This window comes from Bacillus sp. PAMC28748 (assembly GCF_014250415.1).
GTDB classification, from domain to species: domain Bacteria; phylum Bacillota; class Bacilli; order Bacillales; family Bacillaceae; genus Bacillus; species Bacillus licheniformis.
Genome location: NZ_CP060192.1, coordinates 2,614,584 through 2,636,758, shown reverse-complemented (window position 1 = coordinate 2,636,758; position 22,175 = coordinate 2,614,584). Strand labels below are relative to the sequence as shown.

The following is a 22,175-nucleotide window of genomic DNA, read 5'->3' as shown; positions in this document are numbered from 1 at the left end:
TTACAATTCCCCCTTTTGATCGTTTCATTGTTCCACTCGAATTTAAAACGCTTACATTTTTCCGGCAACCTTCATTTTTTGCCCTCACACGCGAGCGGGATGATCTTTCATTGCTTTGATGATCTTTTCTTGCATGTCCTGATCAGGCGGCATATCCTTGAGCAGCTCCAGCACGGCTATTGTGTTGAGGCACCATTGTGAGACGCAGTTTGTCGTGACCCAAGGGATTTCCGTGATCGTGTTCCACGCATGGACTTGTTTTGGAGCGATCGGCAGCGGTGTATGGCTTTGTTTTTCGTCCAGCAACAGCCGCCATGCTTTTTCGGCAAGCTTCCGGTCTTGGTGAAGCCTCGCAGCATAAGCGGCCATGGCAGCGGAGAACATCGGCCAGTGAAATAAATCATCGTGAAGCTTCCCGCCGCTCCTCTTGCGCTTTTCTTCATCAGCCAGCAAATAAAATTCGCCGAATTCGCCGAGCATCTCCTTCCATTCGTTATCCTCCAGCAGTTCTGCAAGCTCCATCCATGTTTGCGGGGCGCCAAAGGCGATGACCATATGATAGCCGCCATGATTCCCGTCACCCATATGAAGCAGATCTGAAGCTTTAGGATCGTATCCGAAAGTCGGCCCGGACAGCAGACGAAGAGGCAGCGCTTTGAGCCGGCCGATTCCCCGGTTGATTTTATCAAGGTACGCTTCATCACCGGTCCGCTCCCATTCCGTCAGCCAATTGGAACAGAACGCCGCCCAGTCGGGGCCAACTCTCGCGTGGGCAGGGAACTCTTTTTCCGGATAATAGGCTCTCATCGGATCAAGCATCTCAAGCGCTCGATCGGCATCTTTCACCTCGGTTAACACTTCCCCCGTTCTCTCATCCGCCGTCAAAAAATAATAAGGCTTGTGGAGGCCGGCCATGCTGATTCTCGCTTCCTTGCAGCCGCAGCCCCAATGGAGGACATTGTGCCTTGAACCGAGGCCTTTATAATCCCCGAAATGGTAGCAGTCGATTTCGCTAGTGTGACGAGTCATCGCTTCTGCCATTCTGAAGATGTCTTCCCTCCCGGATCTAAAAAAAGACTGCCAAAGCCAGAGGTTCGGTACGAGTTCCGTGTTTTGCCATGCATAGCCGCCCAGGTCATACCGCCATACATGCCGGACGGCATCGTACGTATGCATCACATCACCGTAATGCCAATAGCCGTACCAGCCCCGCTGTTCGACTTCGTTCATGTAAAACTTGAGAGCCTCGTCCAGCTGATCTTCAAGCACAGCTGAGAGCGGGCGCCGTTTATCTTTCAGGCTCCAAACACCCAAAGCGCGGGTGTCATAATAATAGTCAGGCTCACAAATAAGCAATGGGGGATTTTGCCATTCGTCCGCCGCTCTGTTCAGCTCTTCATTACTCGGCGGATTTGAAAAACAGGCGAGGTTGACTTCGCTCGTATTGGCAATGCCGACAGCCGTCGACCTCATTTCGGCAAACCCTTCATATGCGCTTTCAACGTGAGTGCCTTTTGAATAATGGCGGAAGTCCATCGCTTCAGCTTCAGGGGGCCAGAACCATGCCGTCAATTTTGTTTCGCCGCCGGCAAGACCTTGCGCTTCAAGCGATGATGGATATTTTTCAAAGAAGTTTCTGAGGCCGAGCGCGATGCCGCCATTTTCCCCGCCTGCATACATCAGCCCTTTCGCTCTCCCCCCATGAATCGCGTCCACCCAGGCGCAGTCTTTGCCGGTTCGCTTTTTTAAGCGCCAGTGAACAGGGGAATCTTGAATGAGCTTGAAATCGTTCCAGACGGCGTTTTTCTCCGCATCACGCACGACTTCCGACTCTTCCGGGACAGGCTGTCCGGCTATCTGTCGTTCATAGAACCCGTTTGTTTCATTAAATCTTCTCGTCACAAGCAGCTGAGAAGCCTCTCCGTAAATTCCTCCGTCGGCTGCATAGCGAATATGCCTGTTTCTTGGCGCTCCGCTCAAAACCGCGCTCATCTCTAAACCGAGTCCTTTGATCCATTCCGTTTCTGCGTTACAGTCGATGAAGATCGTGTGCACGATCCGGATGGACGGGACACCGGCATAGAAAGAAAGCCTGACGGTAAAAGGGAGCCAAACATCGATGCCTCCGCCGCGGTGGACGCCTTCAATCTTGATGACTGTCTTGACCGGACCGTTTTGTTCGATTGCCGCACGTTTGACCAAGCTCTCAAACCGTTCAATATAATACATGCTTTGTGTATCTGAACCGCTTCTTTTTTCTTTTAAAGCGATGAGCCGTCCTTCTTTCGCCATCATTTCCCCGGAAATGGAAATCGAACGGATCAGTGCCGGCCCCGACTTTCCGAGCTTGCAGACTATCGCGCCCGTATTCACCGTGATTTCGTCTTTCTGCTCGCTGACACGGACGATGGTTTTCGGCGCGCCGGGCTTTCCTTTTTGCAATGTAAATCGGCGTCCGCTTTCTTCTGGGAATACTGCGGCATGGCCCGTCCATTTAATCGAGCCGTCAGGCCAATATGCAAGCGGCCATGTTTGCAAATACGGGGCGTTTTCCGAAGCGATGACGGCCGTCTCCCCTTTTTGCAGCACTCCTTTTGCCCAAGGCACTCCCCAAGTCACCCCGCCGAACGAAGCAGGCGCTCTATTCAGCCATTTTAGTTCAGCCTGTGCTTTCACAAGCGTTCCTCCTTTCTGTTCAACCGATTGGTCAGTGAATATTTTCCTGTTTAGCCTATTGACCGTCAATATTCCTTTTTTGCTTATGATAGCGGGATGCCAACTCCTTTTTGCAGGAATCATCGTTTTTTGCAAAACAAACCAAAAAAGCCGCGGGCAAGAGCCTGCGGCGATTCATTTATTCTCTGATAACAAAATCACGCGGTAGTCGTGCGGGCCGAGTGTTACGCGTCCGGTTACGGGCCTGCCGGATAAAAGATCGGTTCCGTTGCCGTCAAGTGTCACTGCGCCTCCTTTGCCGTCCATATTGATCACGACCCAGACAAGACCGTCTGCTCCTTTCCGGGGCGCGACGACTGTTCCGGGAGTGACATCGGTTTTCTGCTCAACGCCCGCTTCTTCGGCATAATGGCTGATCAGCTTTTTCATCATGATGTCCCCCGCTTCGCCTGCCGGCATCGACCCGAGCATGACGATTTTGCCTTTTCCGCATTTGTGTTCCGTGATGAACGCTTTGCCTGACGCCGGGCCTTTCTCAATCATCCCGACAGCCTTGGTGCCGCCGGCTTCAAAAACAGCGCTCCACAAGCTCAGCGGCGCCTTTGCGCCAAACGCCGTTCCGCTTGAGTTCCGCTCATCCATCGGGAATGTAAACAGCGTTTTAACACCAGAACATTTTTCTAAAGGCCCCAATCCGCAATCAGTGTGAATCGTATGGTGCTCTGTTCTTCCGCCCGTCAGCGGACCCGCAATCCAAATGCCGCCGCTTTGTGCAAATGCTTCGGCTTTTTTGATAAAAGCAGGGGGAAGATAATGAATAAACGGCGTAAACAGCAGTTTGTAGCCGTCCAGCGGGCTCCCTTCAAGAATGACATCCCTGTGAATGCCCATCTTTAATAATCGGTCATAAAACTCGGTGATCAGCGTTCTGTAATGAAGACCCCGATGAGGCTCCGTTTTCAAAAACACCTTCGCACGGTCCGAATAGACGACAGCTGTTTCAGCCTGCAAAGGAGCCGTAGCCAGCATGATGTGTTCAACCTCTCTTCTTGCCCGCTCGGCTTCGAGCACATTTTCATATCCCACATCAGGCTCCCCCCATGCGCTGAGCACTGATCCGTGCGGCTGTTCAGACCCGGCTCTCTGCTGGCGCCACAGCCAATAGCAGAACGCGGCTCCGCCAAGAGCATAAGAAGAAACCGCTTCAGCTTTCAAATAGCCGTTTTGATGAGGCACCGCATAGCTTTCAAGCGAAGCGCTGTAGGAAGGGCTCGTCTCCATAATCCAAAACGGCCGTCCTTTTTTGATGTTTCTCCATAAATCACAATTAAACAAAAAGGCTTGACTGTTTTCCTGGCTGGCGTACGTATCAAACGAGGCAAAATCAAGGCTCTTGAAAAGGTCTTCATGATCAACGCCGAACATGACGCTGCTATTATGGGTGATCGGGGCATCGGAGTATGCTCTGATCACCTCAGCCTGTTCACGCGCAAATTCAGAAATCTTGTCCATCGAAAACAGCTGATACATTGTCCTTAAAGAAGAATTATGCAAAAACGGGGTCGGTCCGGGCTGCGGGACTTGCTCGAAGCACTGATACGTTTCGCTCCATACGCCCGTACCCCATGCCTCATTCAGACGGTCAATCGTCTGATAGCGGTCTTCCAGCCATTTGTGCCATAATGTGCGGCACGTTTCACATATGCATTCTGCGACATGGCATTTGAATTCATTGTCAAGCTGCCATCCGATCAATCCCGGCAGTTCTCCGATCTCTTTGGCGATATGTTTGATGATCAGCCGGGCCCGCTCTCTGAAATAGGGATGGTTTGTGCAGGCATGCTGCCTCGAACCGTGTCCCATCGTCTCCCCTTTTTCATTCACATGCATTCTTTCCGGGTGCCCGTGGGTCAGCCAGATCGGCGGCGTCGCAGTCGGCGTGCACATGACCGTTTCAATTTTGTTGTCGCGGAGCTTTCGGATGACGTCTGCAAAAAATCCGACATCGATCCTTCCTTTTTCAGGCTCCATCCTTGACCAGGCAAACTCCCCGATTCTGACAACATTGATCCCGATTCGCTCCATCATCCTGATATCTTCATCCAGCACATCCTCATCCCACAATTCGGGATAAAAGCAAGCGCCATGGTACAGCTTTCCGTTCATCTTCATACCGTCTCTTTGACAAACGGCAGCCCAAGCTCTCGAATGCCCTCCGAGACGAGCTTCGCCATTTCCCGGGCCCCTTTTTTCGTAAAATGTGTATAGTCGTTGACATTTTCCGAGATCATAAAATATTTAAATACTTCGCTGTATCCTTTTTCCGCAAAATGCTGAAGGCTTTTGTCCATTAAATCGATCAAGCGGACGTTTTCTTCGCTTGCGACCTGCTTCATCGCAATGCAGTAGTCCGGGAAATCGTTTAAAAAGACGCCGTCTTTGTAATGGAGCCTTGCGACAGGTGTGATGAGAAGCGGCGATGCCCCTTTTTGACGCGCGCCGTCAACGTACATTTTCAAGTATTGTTTATACGTCGTATACGGCTCTGTATAGCGTTCTGGTTTGTCTTTCGACGCATCATTGTGCCCCATCTGAACGAACAGCCAATCATCCTGTTTGATCACATCCAAAATAGATGCAAGTCTTCCTTCTTCAACGAACGTTTTTGAACTCCGGCCCCCGATTGCCCGGTTGATCACCTGTACATTTCCGGATAAATAAGACTGGAGAAATTCGCCCCAGCCTCCCTGAGGCGAATCAGCCTTATAATGCTGCACGGTCGAATCGCCGGCCAAATAGATGCTGATTGTCATCACGACCACTCCTTATTTATGAAAGAATTTTATCAATTGTGTCGAGTTCTTCAGCTGAGAATCGAGCGGACTTAAGCGCCGCGGCATTTTCTTCGATCTGTTCGGTTTTGCTCGCGCCGATCAGCACCGAGGTGACGCGCGGGTCTTTTAATAGCCAGGCTATCGCCATTTGCGGAAGAGACTGGCCGCGTTCGGCAGCCACTTGATTCAACTTGCGGACCTTGCCGAGCACGTCTTCTGTGATGCCCTCGGCCTGCAAAAACGGACTGTTCGCATCAGCGGCTCTTGACCCGGCGGGAATCCCTGTCAAATATTTCGTTGTTAAAAGCCCTTGGGCAAGAGGTGTAAACGCGATCGCCCCGGCTCCTTTTTTCTGCAGCACTTGCAGCAGGCCTTTTTCCGGTTCTCTGTGGAACATTGAATATTTGGGCTGATGGATGAGGAGCGGAATCCCGTATTCTTGCAAAATATCAGCCGCCTTTTCGGTCTGTTCAGCACTGTAGTTCGACAAACCGACATATAAAGCTTTTCCTTGCCTGACGATGTGGGCGAGCGCTCCCATCGTCTCTTCCAGCGGTGTATGGGGGTCAGGGCGGTGTGAATAAAATATATCGACATAATCGATGCCCATTCGTTTTAAACTTTGATCAAGGCTCGCCACGAGATACTTTTTTGATCCCCAATCGCCGTATGGTCCGGGCCACATCGTATAGCCGGCTTTCGTGCTGATGACCATTTCATCGCGGTAGCCGGCAAAATCGGTTTTCAGCGCTTTTCCGAATGTTTCTTCGGCAGAACCGGGCGGCGGACCGTAATTATTCGCCAAGTCAAAGTGGGTGATACCCAGGTCAAATGCTTTTCTTAACAGCGCTTTGGCATTTTGCAAGGAAGCCGCTTCTCCGAAATTGTGCCAAAGCCCTAAAGACAAAGCAGGCAGTTTTAATCCTGAATGCCCGCAGAGGTTGTATTTCATATTTTCATAGCGTACATCACTCGCCTGATACCCCATATGGATCCCCCTTTTCATTTTGTAATGAAAATGCTTACCAATCATTTTATGGAACAGGCTGTAAGATTACAATCATACTTTTTTGTAAGTTGAATATTTCTGCCGGTGCCCCGGGCCCAGCGCATGCTGAACCGCCGTTCTCTTTCATTCTTCATTTCTCTTACAAGGAACGGTATAAATATTCGGCCGGGGCGGCTTGTCCATTCCGGTTCCCACATAAAACCCGGGATGAGGCGGCTGATTGTAAGCGACATTTTGCCAGGCTACCCCCAGGCGGTAGACGGGATCGTGCATGAACGTATAGAAACGGTGTTCAGTCGGCTCGGTCGTTGTGTAAATTCGCAGAGCATCGCTTCGGACTGTGCGGAACACGACATCTTCGCGCCAATCGCCGAACAAATTGGCCTGAAGCACTGGCGTCCCTTTCGTCCAATTGTTAGACAGCGTTCCGTCAGCGGTGAGCAGATTGACCAGCCTGCCGCTGTGATAGTCCCATTTATCAATTTTGGGGATGCCTGCGGGTTCTTTCCAATCGTGGTCAAGCAGCTCGCGGAGAAGATCGCCGTCCCACCAAATCGCAAAATTGGCCGAAGCCGGAGCGGCATCGCTGAGCTTTTCTCCCTTACTCGTATAGAGGCCGTACGATTTTCCTTCATTGCCCGGTGGATCGATCGCCCAGACAAGCGCTCCTTTATAGCGGGGATCGATATGCGCGGCTATTCCCCGCCCAACATCTGTATCGGCCGGCACTCCCCAGAGAATTTCCCCTGTACCCGCATCGCGAAATGAGAGGCCGTACGGAAGGCGCGGATCTTCATGCACCTGAAAGACTTCCAGCCCCGGCCGGTCCGGGTCAAGATCGCTCACGTGCATGGCATCACCGTGTCCAAGCCCTGTCGTATAAAGCCCTGTTCCGTCATGATCAACGGCCATCGCGCCGTAGATGATCTCATCTTTCCCGTCACCGTCGACATCAGCGACGCTCAGACTATGGTTTCCCTGCCCGGCATAGCCTTCATTTCCGGGCTTGTCGCTGTCAAACGTCCACAGCTTGGTCAGCTTGCCGTCTCGGAAGTTGTAAGCGACTAGCACCGTTCTTGTGTAATAGCCGCGGGCCATGACAAGGCTCGGCCTTTCGCCGTCCAAATAGGCGATGCCTGCCAAAAACCGATCCATGCGGTTGCCGTATCCATCTCCCCAGTCCTCAAGCCTTCCGCGCGGCGGATCGTAATCCACGGTTGCCAATTCCCTTCCCGTTTCCCCGTGAAAAATCGACAAATATTCAGGGCCGGCCAGAATTCGCCCATCTTCATTTCTGTAATCGGCAGCCTGATCGCCGATCACCCGGCCGGTTCCGTCAACTGTTCCGTCAGCCGTCTTCATAGCAATTTCCGCTTTCCCGTCGCCGTCAAGATCATAGACCATCAATTGGGTATAATGGGCGCCCGCGCGGATGTTCTTCCCGAGATGAACCCTCCACATGAATGTCCCGTCAAGCTTATAGGCATCGATGATGACTTCTCCGGTATAGCCGTTGTGCGCGTTATCTTTCGAATTTGACGGGTCCCATTTGAGCACAATTTCGTATTCTCCATCGCCGTCGAGATCTCCGATGCTCGCGTCATTTGCACTGTACGTATACGGTGCGCCGTCAGGAGTTGTCCCGCCGTCAGGCTTGTTTAACGGAACTTCCAAGTAAGGCTTCTGCCAGACAGCTGTTTTGGGCGACGTCTCGACTTCCTTATCTCCGAGAACCTTGGACACATAATAAAGCGATTTTCCGTTTCCGTGTTTATCAAGAAAGTTGGTCGATGATGAAATGGGTGTTGAATTGATTCTTTGTCCGTTGCGGTATAGATTAAAAGCGGTTTCTTCCGGATCGGTTCCTAAGAGCCGCCAGCTGAGAAAAACCCCCTTTTTTGTTTTTACCGCCACAAGGCCGCGGTTTAAGTGTTCCATTTGCTTCGGTTTTGCCGCCGTTTTCACCGGACGAACGCGATCAGCTGCTGCATGTCTGTCCTTTTCTCCCATAGTCCTCTCTCCCCCTTTGCGGTTTGGAATGGCGAACGGGAGAGCCGGAGACCGGATCTCCCGACACCTTATTTCTTGAGCGAGTGTTTCAGCGGATATATATTCAAATCGGAGATTTCTCCTGTGACGAGCCTTGCCAATTGGTTGGCGCCGAACTCGTGAAAATGCACCCTGTCCTGGATGCCTTCCGGATAATTCGGGCTTTCTCCCGGTTCCAGAAACATAAATACGTTTTTAGTCGCTTCAACGCCGATCTCGTTGTAATATTCAATGCTTTTTTTGTTTAAATCGATCACCGGAACGTTCATTTCCCGTCCCAGCTGTCTCATTGCGTTCGGATATTCTCCGATGCTGTTGTAGAAAACGCCCTTTTCATCATAGGTACGTTTGCTTTGAGAAGTGACGAGCACATGACGTCCTCCTTTTTCGCGGGCTTTGTTAATATATGTTCTCAAGTATTCCTGAAATGTCGTATACGGATCTGTATGGCGGGCAGGATCTTGCCCTGCGTCATTGATGCCGAACTGAATCAACAAATAGTCGCCCCGTTTCATCCGGTTCAAAATCGTAGCCAGCGACCGTTCATCCACAAAACTTTTCGCGCTTCTCGCGCGTTTCGCCTGGTTGTCGATGACGATTTCATCCGAGAAATAGCCGCCTAAAAATTGCCCCCAGCCTGCCATCGGCGCATAGCCGGGCTCATAATCGGAGACCGTGGAATCGCCCGCCAGAAAGACCGTCGTGTTGTCATCCGTCACATGATAAGCCGTCTTCGTAATGACCAACGCATTAAGGCGCGGCATTGTTCTCGCCGTTAAGGCTTGGATCGAAAGACGGCCGCCGGAAATATGAATCGGAAACGTTTTTTCGTTGTATCCGCCCGCTTCCGCTCCAAACGAATACAGCTGGAGCATGCCGTTTGCCCGTACGTCCATGTTCGTCTTTGCCCGCGCATCTCCGGTTATGATTTGGACTTGATATTGACCGTCAGGCAAATCGACAGTAAACGCCGTCCCATCCGGAATGCAGAAGTCTGAACGAAGCGGGTCGGCCGTACCTCGGTCCGTGCAGGACACCTTTGCCGCGTCGTCAAATCCGTAGCCTTTTAGAGGGGTATAGGCCGAAGCAGCGCCTACCGGAATAAAACCCGAAGCAAGAGGCCCGTCACCGAAATCGAACTGATACACCTCGAAATTTCGATGGCATACACCTTTGGCTGAGGCCCCTTCACTCCAGATCGAGGCGCCCGTCTTCCACCGAAACGGTGAACGCTTTTTCGGCTGAGCTTCCCTTTGCTCCGGCCGGGATCGTCCCCATTTTTTCTCCTTCGGCATAAAGCTTCAATTCACCGCTGGATGATGCAAAAACGGTCACGCGGTATTTGCCGGGGGAGAGATCTGCCAGAAAAGCCGTCCGGTTCACGATACAATAGTCTTTTTTGAGCGCTTCTTTTTTTTGCGTCTTTTTGCACACAGCGCTTCCTGCCTGAGAAAATCCGTAGCCAGCACCATTTTGATACACGGAGGACTCGTTCACTTTCACATAATCCTTCTCAGCGGGACCTTTTCCAAAATCGAACAGAAAAAGATCCTGACTGTGATGCGCGGCAGCGGCTTTCGGCTGCGCAGGTCCCCCCATTCCCATGATGAAAAAGAAAAGGAGGGGGATGACCCATAAGCAGCGAACATATCGCTTCATTATGCAGCTCCCCTTTATCATCAGCGTGTATAAATGTTCGGCTTCTCCGGTGTCTGCATGCCTTCGCCTAAATAAAAGCCGGTGTGCGGAGGCTGGTTGTAGCCGACATTCTGCCAGGCGATACCGAGGCGATAGACTGCATCATGCATCAGCGTATACATGCGGTGCTCCGTCACGTCTGTCGTCGTGTAGATGCGCAGTTCGCTGCTGTCCTCCGCTCGCCAGACCACTTCTTCGCGCCAGTCTCCGAGAATGTCCGCCTGCAGGGACGGCGTCGCTTTTGTTCCGTTATTTGCCGAAGCTCCGGACGCTGTCAGCAAGTTGACGGTTCGCGAATTTTGATAATCCCATTTATCAATTCTGTTGCTGTCCAGAAGCTATCTTTGGAGATCGCCGTCCCACCAGATGCCGAAGTTCGTTGATGAAGGCAATGTGTTTCCGATTTTTACGCCTTTTGCCGTATAAAGACTGCCGTTCGCCCATACTTCCGCTCCTTCGTAGCGCGGATCGATATCAGCGGCCATTCCGCGTCCGACATCTTTACCTGCGTGAACTCCCCAGATGATCTTTCCTGTTTTCGCATCGCGGAAGGACAAGCCATAAGGAGAATTGCTGTTTTCATGGACTTGGAAGACTTCCAGTCCAGGCCTTGACGGGTCCAGGTTCCCTGTATGCATGGCATCCCCATGTCCCCAGCCGGTTGAGTAGAGGCCTTTTCCGTCATGATCGACAGCCATCGCTCCGTATATGATCTCGTCCTTTCCATCTCCGTCAACGTCGGCGACGCTCAAACTGTGGTTGCCTTGACCGGCATAGGCGCCATTTCCGGGAGCATCCGAATCGAACGTCCACAGCTTGGTCAGCTTTCCGCCTCTGAAGTTGTAAGCGACTAGCACTGTTCTCGTGTAATAACCGCGTGCCATGACAAAACTCGGCCGCTCCCCGTCAAGGTATGCGACACCGGCCAGAAAGCGGTCAACCCTGTTGCCGTAGCTGTCTCCCCAATCGGCTACATTTCCCCGGGCAGGTTCGTAGTTGACCGTTGTAAGCTCAGCGCCTGTATCGCCTTTAAAAACCGTCAAATACTCAGGCCCTGACAAAATTCGGCCTTGGGCATTGCGGTAATCGGCGTTTGCATTGCCGATCACCTTCCCTTTGCCGTCCTTCGTCCCGTCTGCCGTCTTCATGGCGATTTCCGCTTTTCCATCGCCGTCAAAGTCATAGACGAGAAACTGCGTATAATGGGCGCCGGCGCGAATATTTTTGCCAAGGTTGATTCTCCACATCATGGTGCCGTCAAGCTTGTATGCGTCAATCAGCACATCTCCCGTGTATCCGTCCTGTGAATTATCCTTTGAATTGGAAGGATCCCACTTGAGAATGATTTCATATTGGCCGTCTCCATCAAGGTCGCCTACGCTCGCATCATTGGCGCTGTATGTGTATGACACCCCATCAGGCGTTTTTCCTCCGGCCGGTTTTTGCAGCGGAACAGATTTATATTGTTTATTCCATACGCCGACGGATTCAGAAGGAGCCTGCTCCCTGCCGTTCAAAACGGCGCGCACCTGGTAAACGGCGTTCAAATCCCCGCCTGCATCCTGATAGTTTGTGCTCGATGTAATCGGAGAACCGTTCAGCTTCTTTCCGTTTCGATACACATTAAATGAAACAGAAGACGGCTCGGTTCCCAGAAGCCGCCAGCTGACAAAGACACCGTTCCCCGTTTTAACAGCGACAAGCCCCCTGTTAAGCGATTCCATTTGCCTTGCCTGCGCAGCCGTCCGCCCGTCTGCCTCAGCTTGCTCCGAGAAGCCGGTCACTAGCGTGATTAATAAAAGAGATGACGCGGCCAACAGGTTCTTCCACCTTTTCTTTCCTTTTTTCATCATCTTCTCCCTTCACCATTTTTGTAAGCGCTTACTCAAAAGGGATTCTATTACGGCTTCCATTTTTATTCAATTGCACTTTTTTGCCGAAGGGAAAAGATGTGTTCAAGTCCGGTCTTAAGCGGTTCAGCCTTTCCAATTGATATTTTTTTGCCCGATTTTCTCATTTTTGCACAGTTCAGCTAGCCTTCCAGACGCAAAAAACAGCGATGTGCGATAAACATCGATACAAGAGCAAACAAACTGACACCATAAAATGGGATCAGACCCGGAACCGTCAACAGCACATACACGACCAAGCAACCAGCAGCAGCCATTCCGGCCGTCGTCAAAGGGCGAACGAGACCGATCAGCGCAGCCTGTGAAAAATAGCGGACAAACGGCAGCTGAACATGAACGTAAAGCGGAAAAATATAAATGAAAACCACGAGATAGATGAGCCCGGCCACCAGTGTGGCATAGCTGATCATGATCGAAAATAAATCCGCACGGACGCGGAAAAATTGATAGTTTACGAATAAAATTGTTCCGGCGGTAATGAGGATGAGCCCAAGTCCGTTTGCTTTGAAAAACTCTTTTTTATACGTTTGATAAAACGTTTTGAACAGCGGTGCGTCCGTCCGGCCGAGCAGCCACTTGCGCACGACCGTGAACATCGCAGCCGTGCTCGGCGCCCAGCCGAAAACAATGCCTCCTCCCAGCGTGAATAAAACCCAGATCCCGTTCAGCCAGGCGATTTTCATGATCGCTTCACACGCGCCGTACATCATCGCCATTACGCCTTTATCCCGCATGTCCGCTCCTCCTTTCAGCCGCGCAGCAGCCTGCGCACTTCAAAGTTGGCGTAGGCTGCTTCCAGCGGAGCCATTTGTCTGAAGCCGATCTTTCCTGCGCCGTAAACAGGGCCGAAACGCCTGCCGTCATCCGTCCATTCCAAAATGGGCAGCTCGTTGATTGAAAAACGAACGTATGCCCCGTCCTTTATGAGCTTCATCCGGTAGGGAGGCAAAGCGTCTGCAGCGGGCGGAAGCGGATCGGCTCCTTCACAGACGAGGTGAAAGCCGCGGCTTTTCCTGAGGTTGCATGTTCGGAATGCTCTTTCATCAGCATGCTTATGTCTGAAATACGACAGGTGCAATGTGTTGATGTCCCCGGAATGATATTGCGGATATTTCCCCGTCCTCTCCGCCAGCCGCCCGTCAAATAAATCTTCGCCATTCATGCCGGCGGCGGCAAAAAATATCATGCATAAGCCAGGCTCCCGCACAGGGTAGAAATCCCACTTCACAACAATTCCATCAGGGAATGTCTCAGGGCACCAGTAAACAAAATGAGCATCGTCCCCATATTGCTCAGCGTCAAGTTCGTTCTCCATATGCAGGCGGCCGTTCTGAAAACGAACGATTCCTTTCCCTTCCATCACCCAGCCGCGGAGATCTTCAGGAGAAGATAAAGGGTTTTGATAAATCAGGCTTCCTTCTCTTCCATTACACTCCGGCACGGAAATCGCTCCTTTCACAAAGCAGATAAGCCGATAGAGGCAGACCAAGCTCTCTGATTCCTTCTGTCACCAGCCTGGCGACTTGACGGGCCCCTGCTTCGGAAAAATGGGTATTGTCTTCGATTCCATTTGGATAATGAGGGTGCTCATGAGGCTGAAAGTGGACAAACAGCCGTTTTGAACCTTCGATTCCGAGAGATTCATAGAGCGCTTTTGTTTTGGACCATAAATCGATCAGCGGAACGTCGAAGCTGTCAGCGAGCGCCTTCATCGCTTTCGGAAAATCCCCGAGTGTGTCGGCGGGCTTTCCGTTTTGATCAAAACGTCTGCGCTCTGCGGAAGTGATCAAAACCGGTGTCGCTTGTTTTTCGCGAACCGCTTCCACATAGCGGACAAGATGCTCCTGATAGGTTGTATAAGGGTCTGTTCCGTACGGTTTTTGATCGTTGTGGCCGAACTGGATCAACACATAATCACCAGGCGCAAGCCGCTCCGTAATGTCATCGAGCCGGCCTTCATCAATGAAGCTGTTCGAACTGGCCCCGCCTTTTGCCATATTCACGACCGCAGCCTCATCTGAGAAAAACAGCGGAAGCATCTGCCCCCAGCCGGCCATCGGCGCTTCATGCGGGGGACAGTCTGCGACGGTCGAGTCCCCGGCCAAATATACTGTCACTTTCGGTTTTTTGTCTGTTCGTTTCATAGCACTCTCCCTTTCACGAAGATTCCTGATGAATCTGCCTGTAGCGGCTCGGCGGAATGCCGACCTGCTTCTTGAAAATCCGGTTGAAATAGCTGTGTCTGTAGCCGACCTCTTCAGAAACGTCATGGATTTTTTTATTCGTCTCAAGAAGCAGCTCTTTCGCTTTTTCGATTCTGAGCCGGGTAACATAGTCGATAAAATTGATGCCGGTTACTTGTTTGAAAGCTTTGCTCAGGGTATACGAATTCGTCCCGGCCCGATCAGCGCAGCTTTCAAGCGAGATATCGTTCATATAATCCTGATGAATCATCTCAAGCACCTGTTCGACAAGCCGTTTTTGCTGTCTGTTTTTCCTTCCTTCCATCTCTTTAAGATAAGGGCTTATGCAACGCTCCATCATCCAGCCGACAGCCCTTTCCGGCTCCCTCAGCTCCGAAAGCTCCTGAAGCAGGTTTTTTCGGCTGAACAATTCATAGGGGTGAAGGCCGGAATGAAAGATCTCTTCTTGGATCTTTGCGAACAGCTGCATCATGCCCGGCTGGATGCGGATTTCCGTTTTTCCTTTTTCGGACAGCTCCCGGATAAACAGCCTGATCCTTCTTTCGACTTCATCCCTTTCTTCAAGCCGCAACGCCCTGACTACCTCTTTTTCAAGAGCGAACGGATAGTATGATTCAGCGGGAGGCATGTCTTCCCGCCGGCTTAAATCGATCACCTGGCTGGCGTTTTCGAACTGTCTGTAATGCCTGCCTTCTTTCACCTCTTCATAAATGCCGGGAATGTCTTTTAACTTGTCAGCGGTTTTTGATACCGTCACTGTGACGTGCAGTTTGGATATGCTGTAGATCACATCTGTCAGCTCACGCACAAATTGGGCGATTTCTTCCTTGAAGGCTGTATTCCGGCCGCTCGCCAGCAGCACCGCAAGCGATAGCGAACGGACATCTGTCATATAAATATGGTTGAATGTCCTTCCAGCCAGTTCGCGCGTAATGTTTCCCAACAGAAAGCCCGCCAGACTTTCATCCTTTTTTGTAAAAGATCCGTTTCCTTCGTAGAGTCCCGTCAGCTGGACATCGATGATGGTAAACACATTGTCTTTTGCTTCCCAGCCCCACCTTTTCAGACGATCTCTCAAATTCCTCTCTGATTCATCTGCAAAGTATCCGCTCAGAAGGCGCTGAAAAAAAACGTTTGCAGCATGGGGCAGTTCCTTTTTCAGTCTGCCGCTTTCCTCAGATAGGTCTTCCCAGCGCTTCTCGAGCCAATGAAATTCATCCGGAAAATAGGCCGCCTTTCCCTCTCCGGAGCAGAGCTTGATCAGCCTTGCGACAGGTGAATAAATTTTGTGTGACGCATACCATGCCAGAATGAAGGCAAGAACGATCCCGGCGATGCTGACCGACGCGATGAGCTTCGATAAAAACAGCACCGGAGCCGTAATGGCCGACATCGGTGAAGCCGAAACATAGGTCCATTCCTGGTTCAATCTGTCCATTCGTCCGTATGAAACGGAATACGCACCTCCGCTCCAATCCATAACAAAGGAGCCCTGTGGATTTTTTTGTTTCTCAAGCCTTTCTTTTAAGGCGCTTTCAAAGTTGGTTTTGCCGCGATTGCTCCAAGAAACAGGCTTCTGATTATGATGAAAAAGGAGCGCTGTTCCCTTTGAATACGGCGAAAGGCTCTCAAGCAACCGGCCCAATTCTCTTTCGTCAAGCGTCAAAATCAGCGCGCCGAACGGTTCTGAGATGCCTCCCGGAATTTTATGGACAAGGGCCATTCCGGATGAAGCGCCGCTCATGTCTTTCCAATAGACGTTTTGACCGCCTTCAAGCAGCGAATGATAAGCCTTCAAGATTTTCCGGTCGGTCAGTCCGCTGTATTCTGGATTTAAGAGAATCGGCTCCTTCCCTTGAATGAACAGTTCAACCTTGTGAATGAGCGGATTTTGATCCTGAAGCAAAAACAGCGATTTTGAGAGCTTGTACGTCGTTTGAAAATCCGTTTGCAGATCGGCATCGGCCAGACCGTTCATCAGGCGCGGATCATATGCAAGCTGGGAGAGCATGATCTCAAGCCCTTCCAGCTTGTCATCGATTTGGCTGATTTGGCGTTTCACCTGGTTCTCGTGCAGATGTTGGAGCTCTTTTTCAATTTTCGCAGCCGAAAACAAATAGACTCCTGCACCCGTCAATAAGCCGGGAATACACGCAATCAGCAGGATCATCACAAAGCTTTTTTTAAAAAACCTCCCTTTACGCCGTGAAACATATCTTTGATGCAGCTTTTTCATCCCTTTTCCCCCCACTGCAATGAAAAGAATGTTTCTTTTTTCAATTTCTATTGGAACGCGCGCGACTTGGAGCGGACGACATCTGCCAAAAAGGTCAGGGCAAGCCCCTGTCCCCAGCCTTGAATCCGTTTATACGGAACGTCTTTGTAACCCTGCGCATCCCGCATCACTGCTGTACCCGCAGAAACGCGCTCCACCCTTCCGTCAGGCGCGACCGCATCCGTAATGGCTGAGAGCGCCTTCTGAACGGATTTGTGGTATAGCGAGCCTCTTGACAGCAAACCGGATGCAATCCCGGCAGAGCCTGACACTTCAAGGTATGAATCCGGGTCCGTCAGTACGGTGTGCCATAAACCTGAGGGATGCTGAAGCCTGACAAGCGCGCTCAGCAAGTCCCGGAGCGAACCGTCAATGATCATATAAGACGGATGCGTAACATCGATTAAAGGGAGCGCTTTTGCCATCGTTAAAGCTGCCCATCCGTTTCCCCTTCCCCAAAATATGCCTGACAGGTTGTTTTTGGCCACATGGTCCCATGCGTGATAATAAAGATTGGTCTCCATATCCTGCAAAAATTCTTCATGGCCGTGATACTGGCGCAGCCCGTCTTCAAAATATTCCTCGCTGCCGACAAGCTTTCCGATTCGGAGAAGGAACAAGCCCGCCATCATCATCGTATCGACCCATGCCTGTTCAGGGAATACATGTTTCTCTGAGTTGACGGTGTGCTGCAAAACCCCGTCTGCGAACCGAGGCGCTTCGTGGAGCACATAGTCCGCCATTTGCCGGGCGGCGTCCAGATAACGGTCATCTCCTGTCGCCTGGTAGAGCGATATGAGGGTATGGCCGATGGATACTCCGTTGATCGACAGCTTAGGCAATCCGTCTTCAAGCTTTTCATCCGTCCAGTTTTTCAAAAGCTCGAGGTATTCTTCATTTTCGGTTGCTTCATACGCCTCAGCCACGCCGTAAAACGCGACGCCGCCCGGCCAATCCCATTCGAAATCCATCTCAAATGTCCGCTTAACGATTCTGTCGATCACTTGATTGAGTTTTTCTTCATCAAAAACAAGCTTTGTCATGCACTCTTCTCTCCTTTTTATTTTAATCCGCTCATGCTGATTCCTTGGACGATCGATTTTTGAAAAACGAAAAACACGAGGATCACCGGGACGAGTGAGACGACTGACATCGCAAACATCGCCCCCCAGTTAGACGCCGTTTCCGTATCTAAAAACAGCTTTAATGCCAGAGAAACCGGGTAAAGCTCCGGCTTGTTCAAGTAAAGAAGCGGATTGATCAGTTCCTCCCACTTCCAGTAAAACGAGAAGATGGCGGACGTCGCGAGCGCCGGTGCGATCAATGGCAAAATAATTCTGAAAAAGATGCCGAGACGGCTGCAGCCGTCAATCTTTGCCGCTTCATCGAGTTCTACCGGGATCGTCCTGATGAACTGAATCATCAGAAAGATAAAAAACGCGTGCCCGAAAAATTGGGGAACAACGATCGGCTTGAATGAATTCAGCCAATCCAGCTTTGCAAAAATGATGTACTGCGGAATCATCAGCACCTCGTGCGGCAGCATCATCGTCACCATCATGCAGCTAAACCAAAACGCCTTCCCTTTAAACGGAATCCGCGCGAATCCGTAAGCGATGAACGCCGAGGACAAGACCGCGCCGGCCGTCGAAAGGCCGACAATGATAAGCGAATTTTTAATGAATGTGATGAACGGCTGTCCGGCGATCCCTTTCCAGCCCTCCGTATAATTGGACAGGATCAAGGGGTCCGGAATGAGCGAGTGGGATGTGGCGAATATGCTCGCACTTTCTTTAAACGAGCTTGCGATCAGCCAGATAACGGGATACAAAAGGATGATCGCAAGACCGGCCGTCGTGATATGAAACACGAGTTGCCCGGCTCTTTTCTTTCTATTTCCCGCAGGAAGCGGGGCAGGCGCGGCCCGCCCCGAAATATCTTTTACCGGCTCCACCAGCTACCCCTCCTTCGATTCGTAATGCACCCATAAGGATGAAGTTTTGAACAATATGAATGTGACAAGGCCGATCAGGATCAGCATCACCCATGCCATAGCCGAAGCGTAGCCCATTTGGAAAAAGTTGAACGCCCGCTGGAACAAATAGAGGGAATACAGAAGCGTCCCGTCAAGCGGACCGCCTTCCCCTTTTGAAATAATGTAGGCCGGCGTAAAGGTCATGAAGGCTGAAATGGTCTGCATCACCAAATTAAAAAAGATGATCGGGCTGAGAAGCGGGAGCGTAATGAGAAAAAACCGCTGAAACCTGTTTGCACCATCAACGCTTGCCGCTTCCTGATACATCGGCGGAATATTTTTCAATCCGGCAAGAAAGATCAGCATGGAAGAGCCGAACTGCCACACAGACAAAAGAATCAAGGTCCACAATGCGCTTGTCGGGTCCTGATACCAAAAAATCTTCTTGTCAAAACCAAGGAAGAACAAAAGCCCATTGATGACACCGTCATTGCCAAATACATTGCGCCACATAATCGCAACCGCCACGCTGCCGCCGATGATGGACGGGAGATAAAAGAGCGTCCGGTAAATGCCCACACCCTTTTCGGCTCTGTTCAAAATCACCGCGATGAAAAGCGCAAACGCGAGGCGCAGCGGCACACCGGCGAGCACGTAATAAAACGTAACTTTCAGCGAACCCCAGTATTTTTCATCATCGGTCAGCATCGCCTTATAGTTGTCAAAGCCGACCCATTTGGGCGGGGTGAACAGATCGTAGCTTGTAAAAGACAGAAACAGCGAGGCTCCCATCGGAATGACGGTAAAGCACAAAAATCCGATAATAAACGGGGAAATAAAGGCATAACCCGCCAAATTGTCAATTCTTTTTTTTCGCTTCACGTTCACTTCCTCCTGGATTTGATGAGCGGCCTTCCTCCACTTGCCCCGCTTATCATTGTTGATTTCTTTTCAGTATGGCGTCCGCTTCTTTTCTGAACTTCGCGGCTCCTTCTTCAGGCGTGATCTTTTTAAACAAAATTTGGTCTGACGTGTCTTTTAGCAGCTTGATGACTTCGGCGCTGCCGATTGGCTCAGGCGGTTCCGCTTCTCCCGCGTACGCTGTAGCCCTTTCGACATATTCGAAAATCTTTTTCTCCTCTTCGCTCAGTTCTGACTTCACTGTTTCCGCTATTTTGGAGGAGACCGGTACGCCTCTTTCTCCTTTGATCAGGGCATTGGCTTTTTCATTGTTAATAAAGAAGTCGATAAATGCAGCCGCTTCTTTTTTCTGTTCGGAGCTTTTCGGAATTGAAAACAGCATGCTCGGCCTTAAAAACAGCGCCTTTTCCTTCGCCTGTTCAGGAGGCAGCTTTAATGACAGGGGCGCATCGGTAAGCTGCGCGAACGCCGCAAACTGATTTGAATAATTCCATGTTGCAGCGGTTCGGCCTTTGACGATAAAATCGTCTTCCATCCCCTTCACCTGCGCGCTTTCATCAGGCGTCGGCGAAGCTTTTTCATCGACGAGCTTCACCTGCCGCTTGAAGTAATCGACAAACAGCTTGTCGTCTGAATAAGCAAGGCCTGTGCCGTCCTCTTTATAGAAGCGCTCGCCCTTTGTCCTGAGGTAGTACGGGAAAAAGACATCGGGCGGATGCATGCCGTTTGAACCGTATTGTCCCGTCTTCTCTTCGACCTCTAGCGCCAGGTTTTCAAAATCGGTCCACGTCCAGCTGCCATCGTCAATCTCGACGCCCGCTTCTTTTAGCAAGTCGTCATTGGTAATCACCGACAGTACATTCACACCGAGCGGGAAGCCGTATAGCTGATCACCGATTTTTCCGCCTTTGATCGTCTTTTCATCAATCGATTCGGTGTTGATCGCCCCGTCTTTGACATACGGAGTCAGATCTTCAAGCTGGCCTTTCTTGCCGTATTGGGATAAATACGCCATATCCATTTGAATCACATCGGGCAGCTGCCCTGCCGCGGACATCGGGGCAAGCTTTTTCCAATAATCGTCCCAATTCGCAAACTCCGCTTCGATTTTGACATGCGGATGTTCCTTTTCATATAGCTCAATGATTTTTGATGTATAATCATGCCGAGGCTGTCCGCCCCACCATGCGACCCTTAAGGTAACCTTCTTTTTGCCGTCCGCACCGGCCGCCTCTTCAGTGTTTGAACTGCATCCGAACAGGCCGAGCGTCAGCAAAATGCACAAAGAGACAAACACAAATCTTCTCATCAACATTCCCCCTCCCCAATTTGTAAGTGCTTACATTTCATTTTAAATTCAGCTTTCTGTCCCAGAAACTCAAAAAACAGAGAAGAATGTTAAAAAAACAGAGATTCCGTCAATGCGCAAAAAACCGCCGGATAAACCCGGCGGCATTAAAACGTGTTGTCTTCTTTTTTTCGAAATTCTGACGGGGTGAGTCCCGTGTATTTTTTAAAGACAAGGCTGAAGTATTTTGGATTGTGGCCAAACCCCAGTTCCTCTGCCAGCGTGCCGATGGCCGTGTTTTTAGACTTCTTCATCTTCGCGATCGCTTTTTCGATGCGCACCTTTGCGACATAGCTTGAAAACTTCTCACCGGTTTCCTGTTTAAACAGCTTGCCGAGATAATCCGGATTCATATACAGCATGTTGCGGGCTGCCCACTTTAGCGAAAGCTTCGGATTTGAGGCCTCCTTTTCGATGAGATCAAGCATCCTTCCGATTAAAACCGATGTCTCCCCTTCATCTTGGACGATCTTTCTATATGCCTTTTCGTACATCGCGGAGGCTTCGCTGATATTGCCGCTTTCGCTGAGTGATGCTTCTGGTTCAAATCGGAGCAGGCGGCGTGAAAGCTCTTGGACGCTTTTCATTTTTTCCTCAAGCACGGCAGGAGCCAATGTTCCGTCTACTGCACAGACAAGCAATTGCTGAACCCGGGCCGAGGCGATGACAGCACCGTTCAGCACCTCATCCGCAATGGATTCAACGCCTTGTGCATATTCTTTATCCTCCCCGTCCCGGACGGAAAACAGGATCAGCCTGATGGCCTTTTGCTCTGAAAAAAGGCGCAGGCACGCTTCATCCTCGATGCCGCCTCCGGTGATCAGCTCTTTTAACATCTGCTTCATAAGATGCGGCTTCATCATCTCCAGATCGGTTTTCACTTTTTGCGCCGATTCCTCTTTTTTCAGCTCGCCGATCACGCTTTGAAGCGAATCTGTAATATGGCTCTCATTGCAGGGTTTGAGCAAATAATGCCTGACTCCGTATGACATCGCTTTTTTAGCATATTCAAACTGGCCGAAGCCCGTCAGCAAAATAAACCGGATTGACGGGTGGTCGCGGGACACTTTTTCGATCAGTTCGAGTCCTCCCATCCCAGGCATTTTAATATCGCTGATCACAATGTCCGGCCGCTTTTCCATAATCAGGCGGTAAGCATCAATCCCGTTCTGTGCGGCCCCGATCAAAGAAGTCCCGAACGAATTCCACTCGATCATGCTGGAGATGCCGTCAAGAATAATCCGTTCATCGTCCGCCAACAGCACTTTATACATCA

The 22,175-nt window shown here is 50.7% G+C and carries 16 protein-coding genes and 1 pseudogene; all 17 read right to left on the bottom strand.

Features of this window, described 5'->3' with window-relative positions:
* Positions 1-84: 84 nt before the first annotated feature.
* The 17 genes and pseudogenes from H7F26_RS13450 to H7F26_RS13370 all read right to left on the bottom strand — a co-directional run bounded on the left by H7F26_RS13450 (position 85) and on the right by H7F26_RS13370 (position 22,173).
* Positions 85-2,676 carry an exo-rhamnogalacturonan lyase family protein gene (locus tag H7F26_RS13450; protein WP_003180923.1) on the bottom strand — a complete coding sequence of 864 codons (2,592 nt, stop codon included), beginning with the start codon at positions 2,674-2,676 and terminating at the stop codon, positions 85-87.
* Positions 2,677-2,850: 174 nt separating this feature from the next.
* Positions 2,851-4,848, bottom strand: a complete 1,998-nt coding sequence (locus H7F26_RS13445; RefSeq protein WP_003180921.1) for a beta-galactosidase — start codon at positions 4,846-4,848, stop codon at positions 2,851-2,853.
* A complete protein-coding gene (locus tag H7F26_RS13440; protein WP_011197824.1) occupies positions 4,845-5,489 on the bottom strand; it encodes a rhamnogalacturonan acetylesterase in 645 nt (214 codons plus the stop codon). The genes H7F26_RS13445 and H7F26_RS13440 overlap by 4 nt, the downstream gene beginning before the upstream one ends.
* Before the next feature lie 16 nt (positions 5,490-5,505).
* Entirely contained in the window at positions 5,506-6,498 is a 993-nt protein-coding gene (mgrA, locus tag H7F26_RS13435) for an L-glyceraldehyde 3-phosphate reductase (RefSeq protein ID WP_003180918.1), read from the bottom strand.
* A gap of 144 nt (positions 6,499-6,642) precedes the next feature.
* Positions 6,643-8,529, bottom strand: a complete 1,887-nt coding sequence (locus H7F26_RS13430; protein WP_003180917.1) for a rhamnogalacturonan lyase — start codon at positions 8,527-8,529, stop codon at positions 6,643-6,645.
* 68 nt (positions 8,530-8,597) lie between these two features.
* Positions 8,598-9,716 (bottom strand): rhamnogalacturonan acetylesterase, encoded by a 1,119-nt coding sequence (locus H7F26_RS13425; RefSeq protein WP_003180915.1) that lies wholly within the window; start codon positions 9,714-9,716, stop codon positions 8,598-8,600.
* 40 nt (positions 9,717-9,756) lie between these two features.
* Positions 9,757-10,227, bottom strand: a complete 471-nt coding sequence (locus tag H7F26_RS13420; protein WP_003180913.1) for a hypothetical protein — start codon at positions 10,225-10,227, stop codon at positions 9,757-9,759.
* A 20-nt stretch (positions 10,228-10,247) separates the two neighbouring features.
* A pseudogene (locus H7F26_RS13415) lies at positions 10,248-11,990 on the bottom strand (rhamnogalacturonan lyase).
* Positions 11,991-12,298: 308 nt separating this feature from the next.
* Positions 12,299-12,910, bottom strand: a complete 612-nt coding sequence (locus H7F26_RS13410; RefSeq protein WP_003180908.1) for a YesL family protein — start codon at positions 12,908-12,910, stop codon at positions 12,299-12,301.
* Between the two features lie 14 nt (positions 12,911-12,924).
* Positions 12,925-13,617 carry a YesU family protein gene (locus H7F26_RS13405; RefSeq protein ID WP_003180906.1) on the bottom strand — a complete coding sequence of 231 codons (693 nt, stop codon included), beginning with the start codon at positions 13,615-13,617 and terminating at the stop codon, positions 12,925-12,927.
* Positions 13,604-14,320 carry a rhamnogalacturonan acetylesterase gene (locus H7F26_RS13400; protein WP_003180904.1) on the bottom strand — a complete coding sequence of 239 codons (717 nt, stop codon included), beginning with the start codon at positions 14,318-14,320 and terminating at the stop codon, positions 13,604-13,606. The genes H7F26_RS13405 and H7F26_RS13400 overlap by 14 nt, the downstream gene beginning before the upstream one ends.
* 13 nt (positions 14,321-14,333) lie before the next feature.
* On the bottom strand, positions 14,334-14,612 hold the full coding sequence (locus H7F26_RS22270; RefSeq protein WP_223307109.1) for a helix-turn-helix transcriptional regulator: 279 nt from the start codon (positions 14,610-14,612) through the stop codon (positions 14,334-14,336).
* 2,051 nt (positions 14,613-16,663) lie between these two features.
* Positions 16,664-17,698, bottom strand: a complete 1,035-nt coding sequence (locus tag H7F26_RS13390) for a glycoside hydrolase family 88/105 protein (protein WP_021837308.1) — start codon at positions 17,696-17,698, stop codon at positions 16,664-16,666.
* Positions 17,699-17,715: 17 nt separating this feature from the next.
* A complete protein-coding gene (locus H7F26_RS13385) occupies positions 17,716-18,525 on the bottom strand; it encodes a carbohydrate ABC transporter permease (RefSeq protein ID WP_369878920.1) in 810 nt (269 codons plus the stop codon).
* Positions 18,526-18,612: 87 nt separating this feature from the next.
* Positions 18,613-19,530, bottom strand: coding sequence for a carbohydrate ABC transporter permease (locus H7F26_RS13380; RefSeq protein ID WP_171003031.1), 918 nt, complete (start codon positions 19,528-19,530; stop codon positions 18,613-18,615).
* A 34-nt stretch (positions 19,531-19,564) separates the two neighbouring features.
* The gene (locus H7F26_RS13375; RefSeq protein WP_025808357.1) at positions 19,565-20,860 is read right to left on the bottom strand and encodes an ABC transporter substrate-binding protein; all 1,296 of its coding nucleotides are present in this window, start codon (positions 20,858-20,860) and stop codon (positions 19,565-19,567) included.
* Between the two features lie 146 nt (positions 20,861-21,006).
* On the bottom strand, positions 21,007-22,173 hold the full coding sequence (locus H7F26_RS13370; RefSeq protein ID WP_025808355.1) for a response regulator: 1,167 nt from the start codon (positions 22,171-22,173) through the stop codon (positions 21,007-21,009).
* Positions 22,174-22,175: the final 2 nt, after the last annotated feature.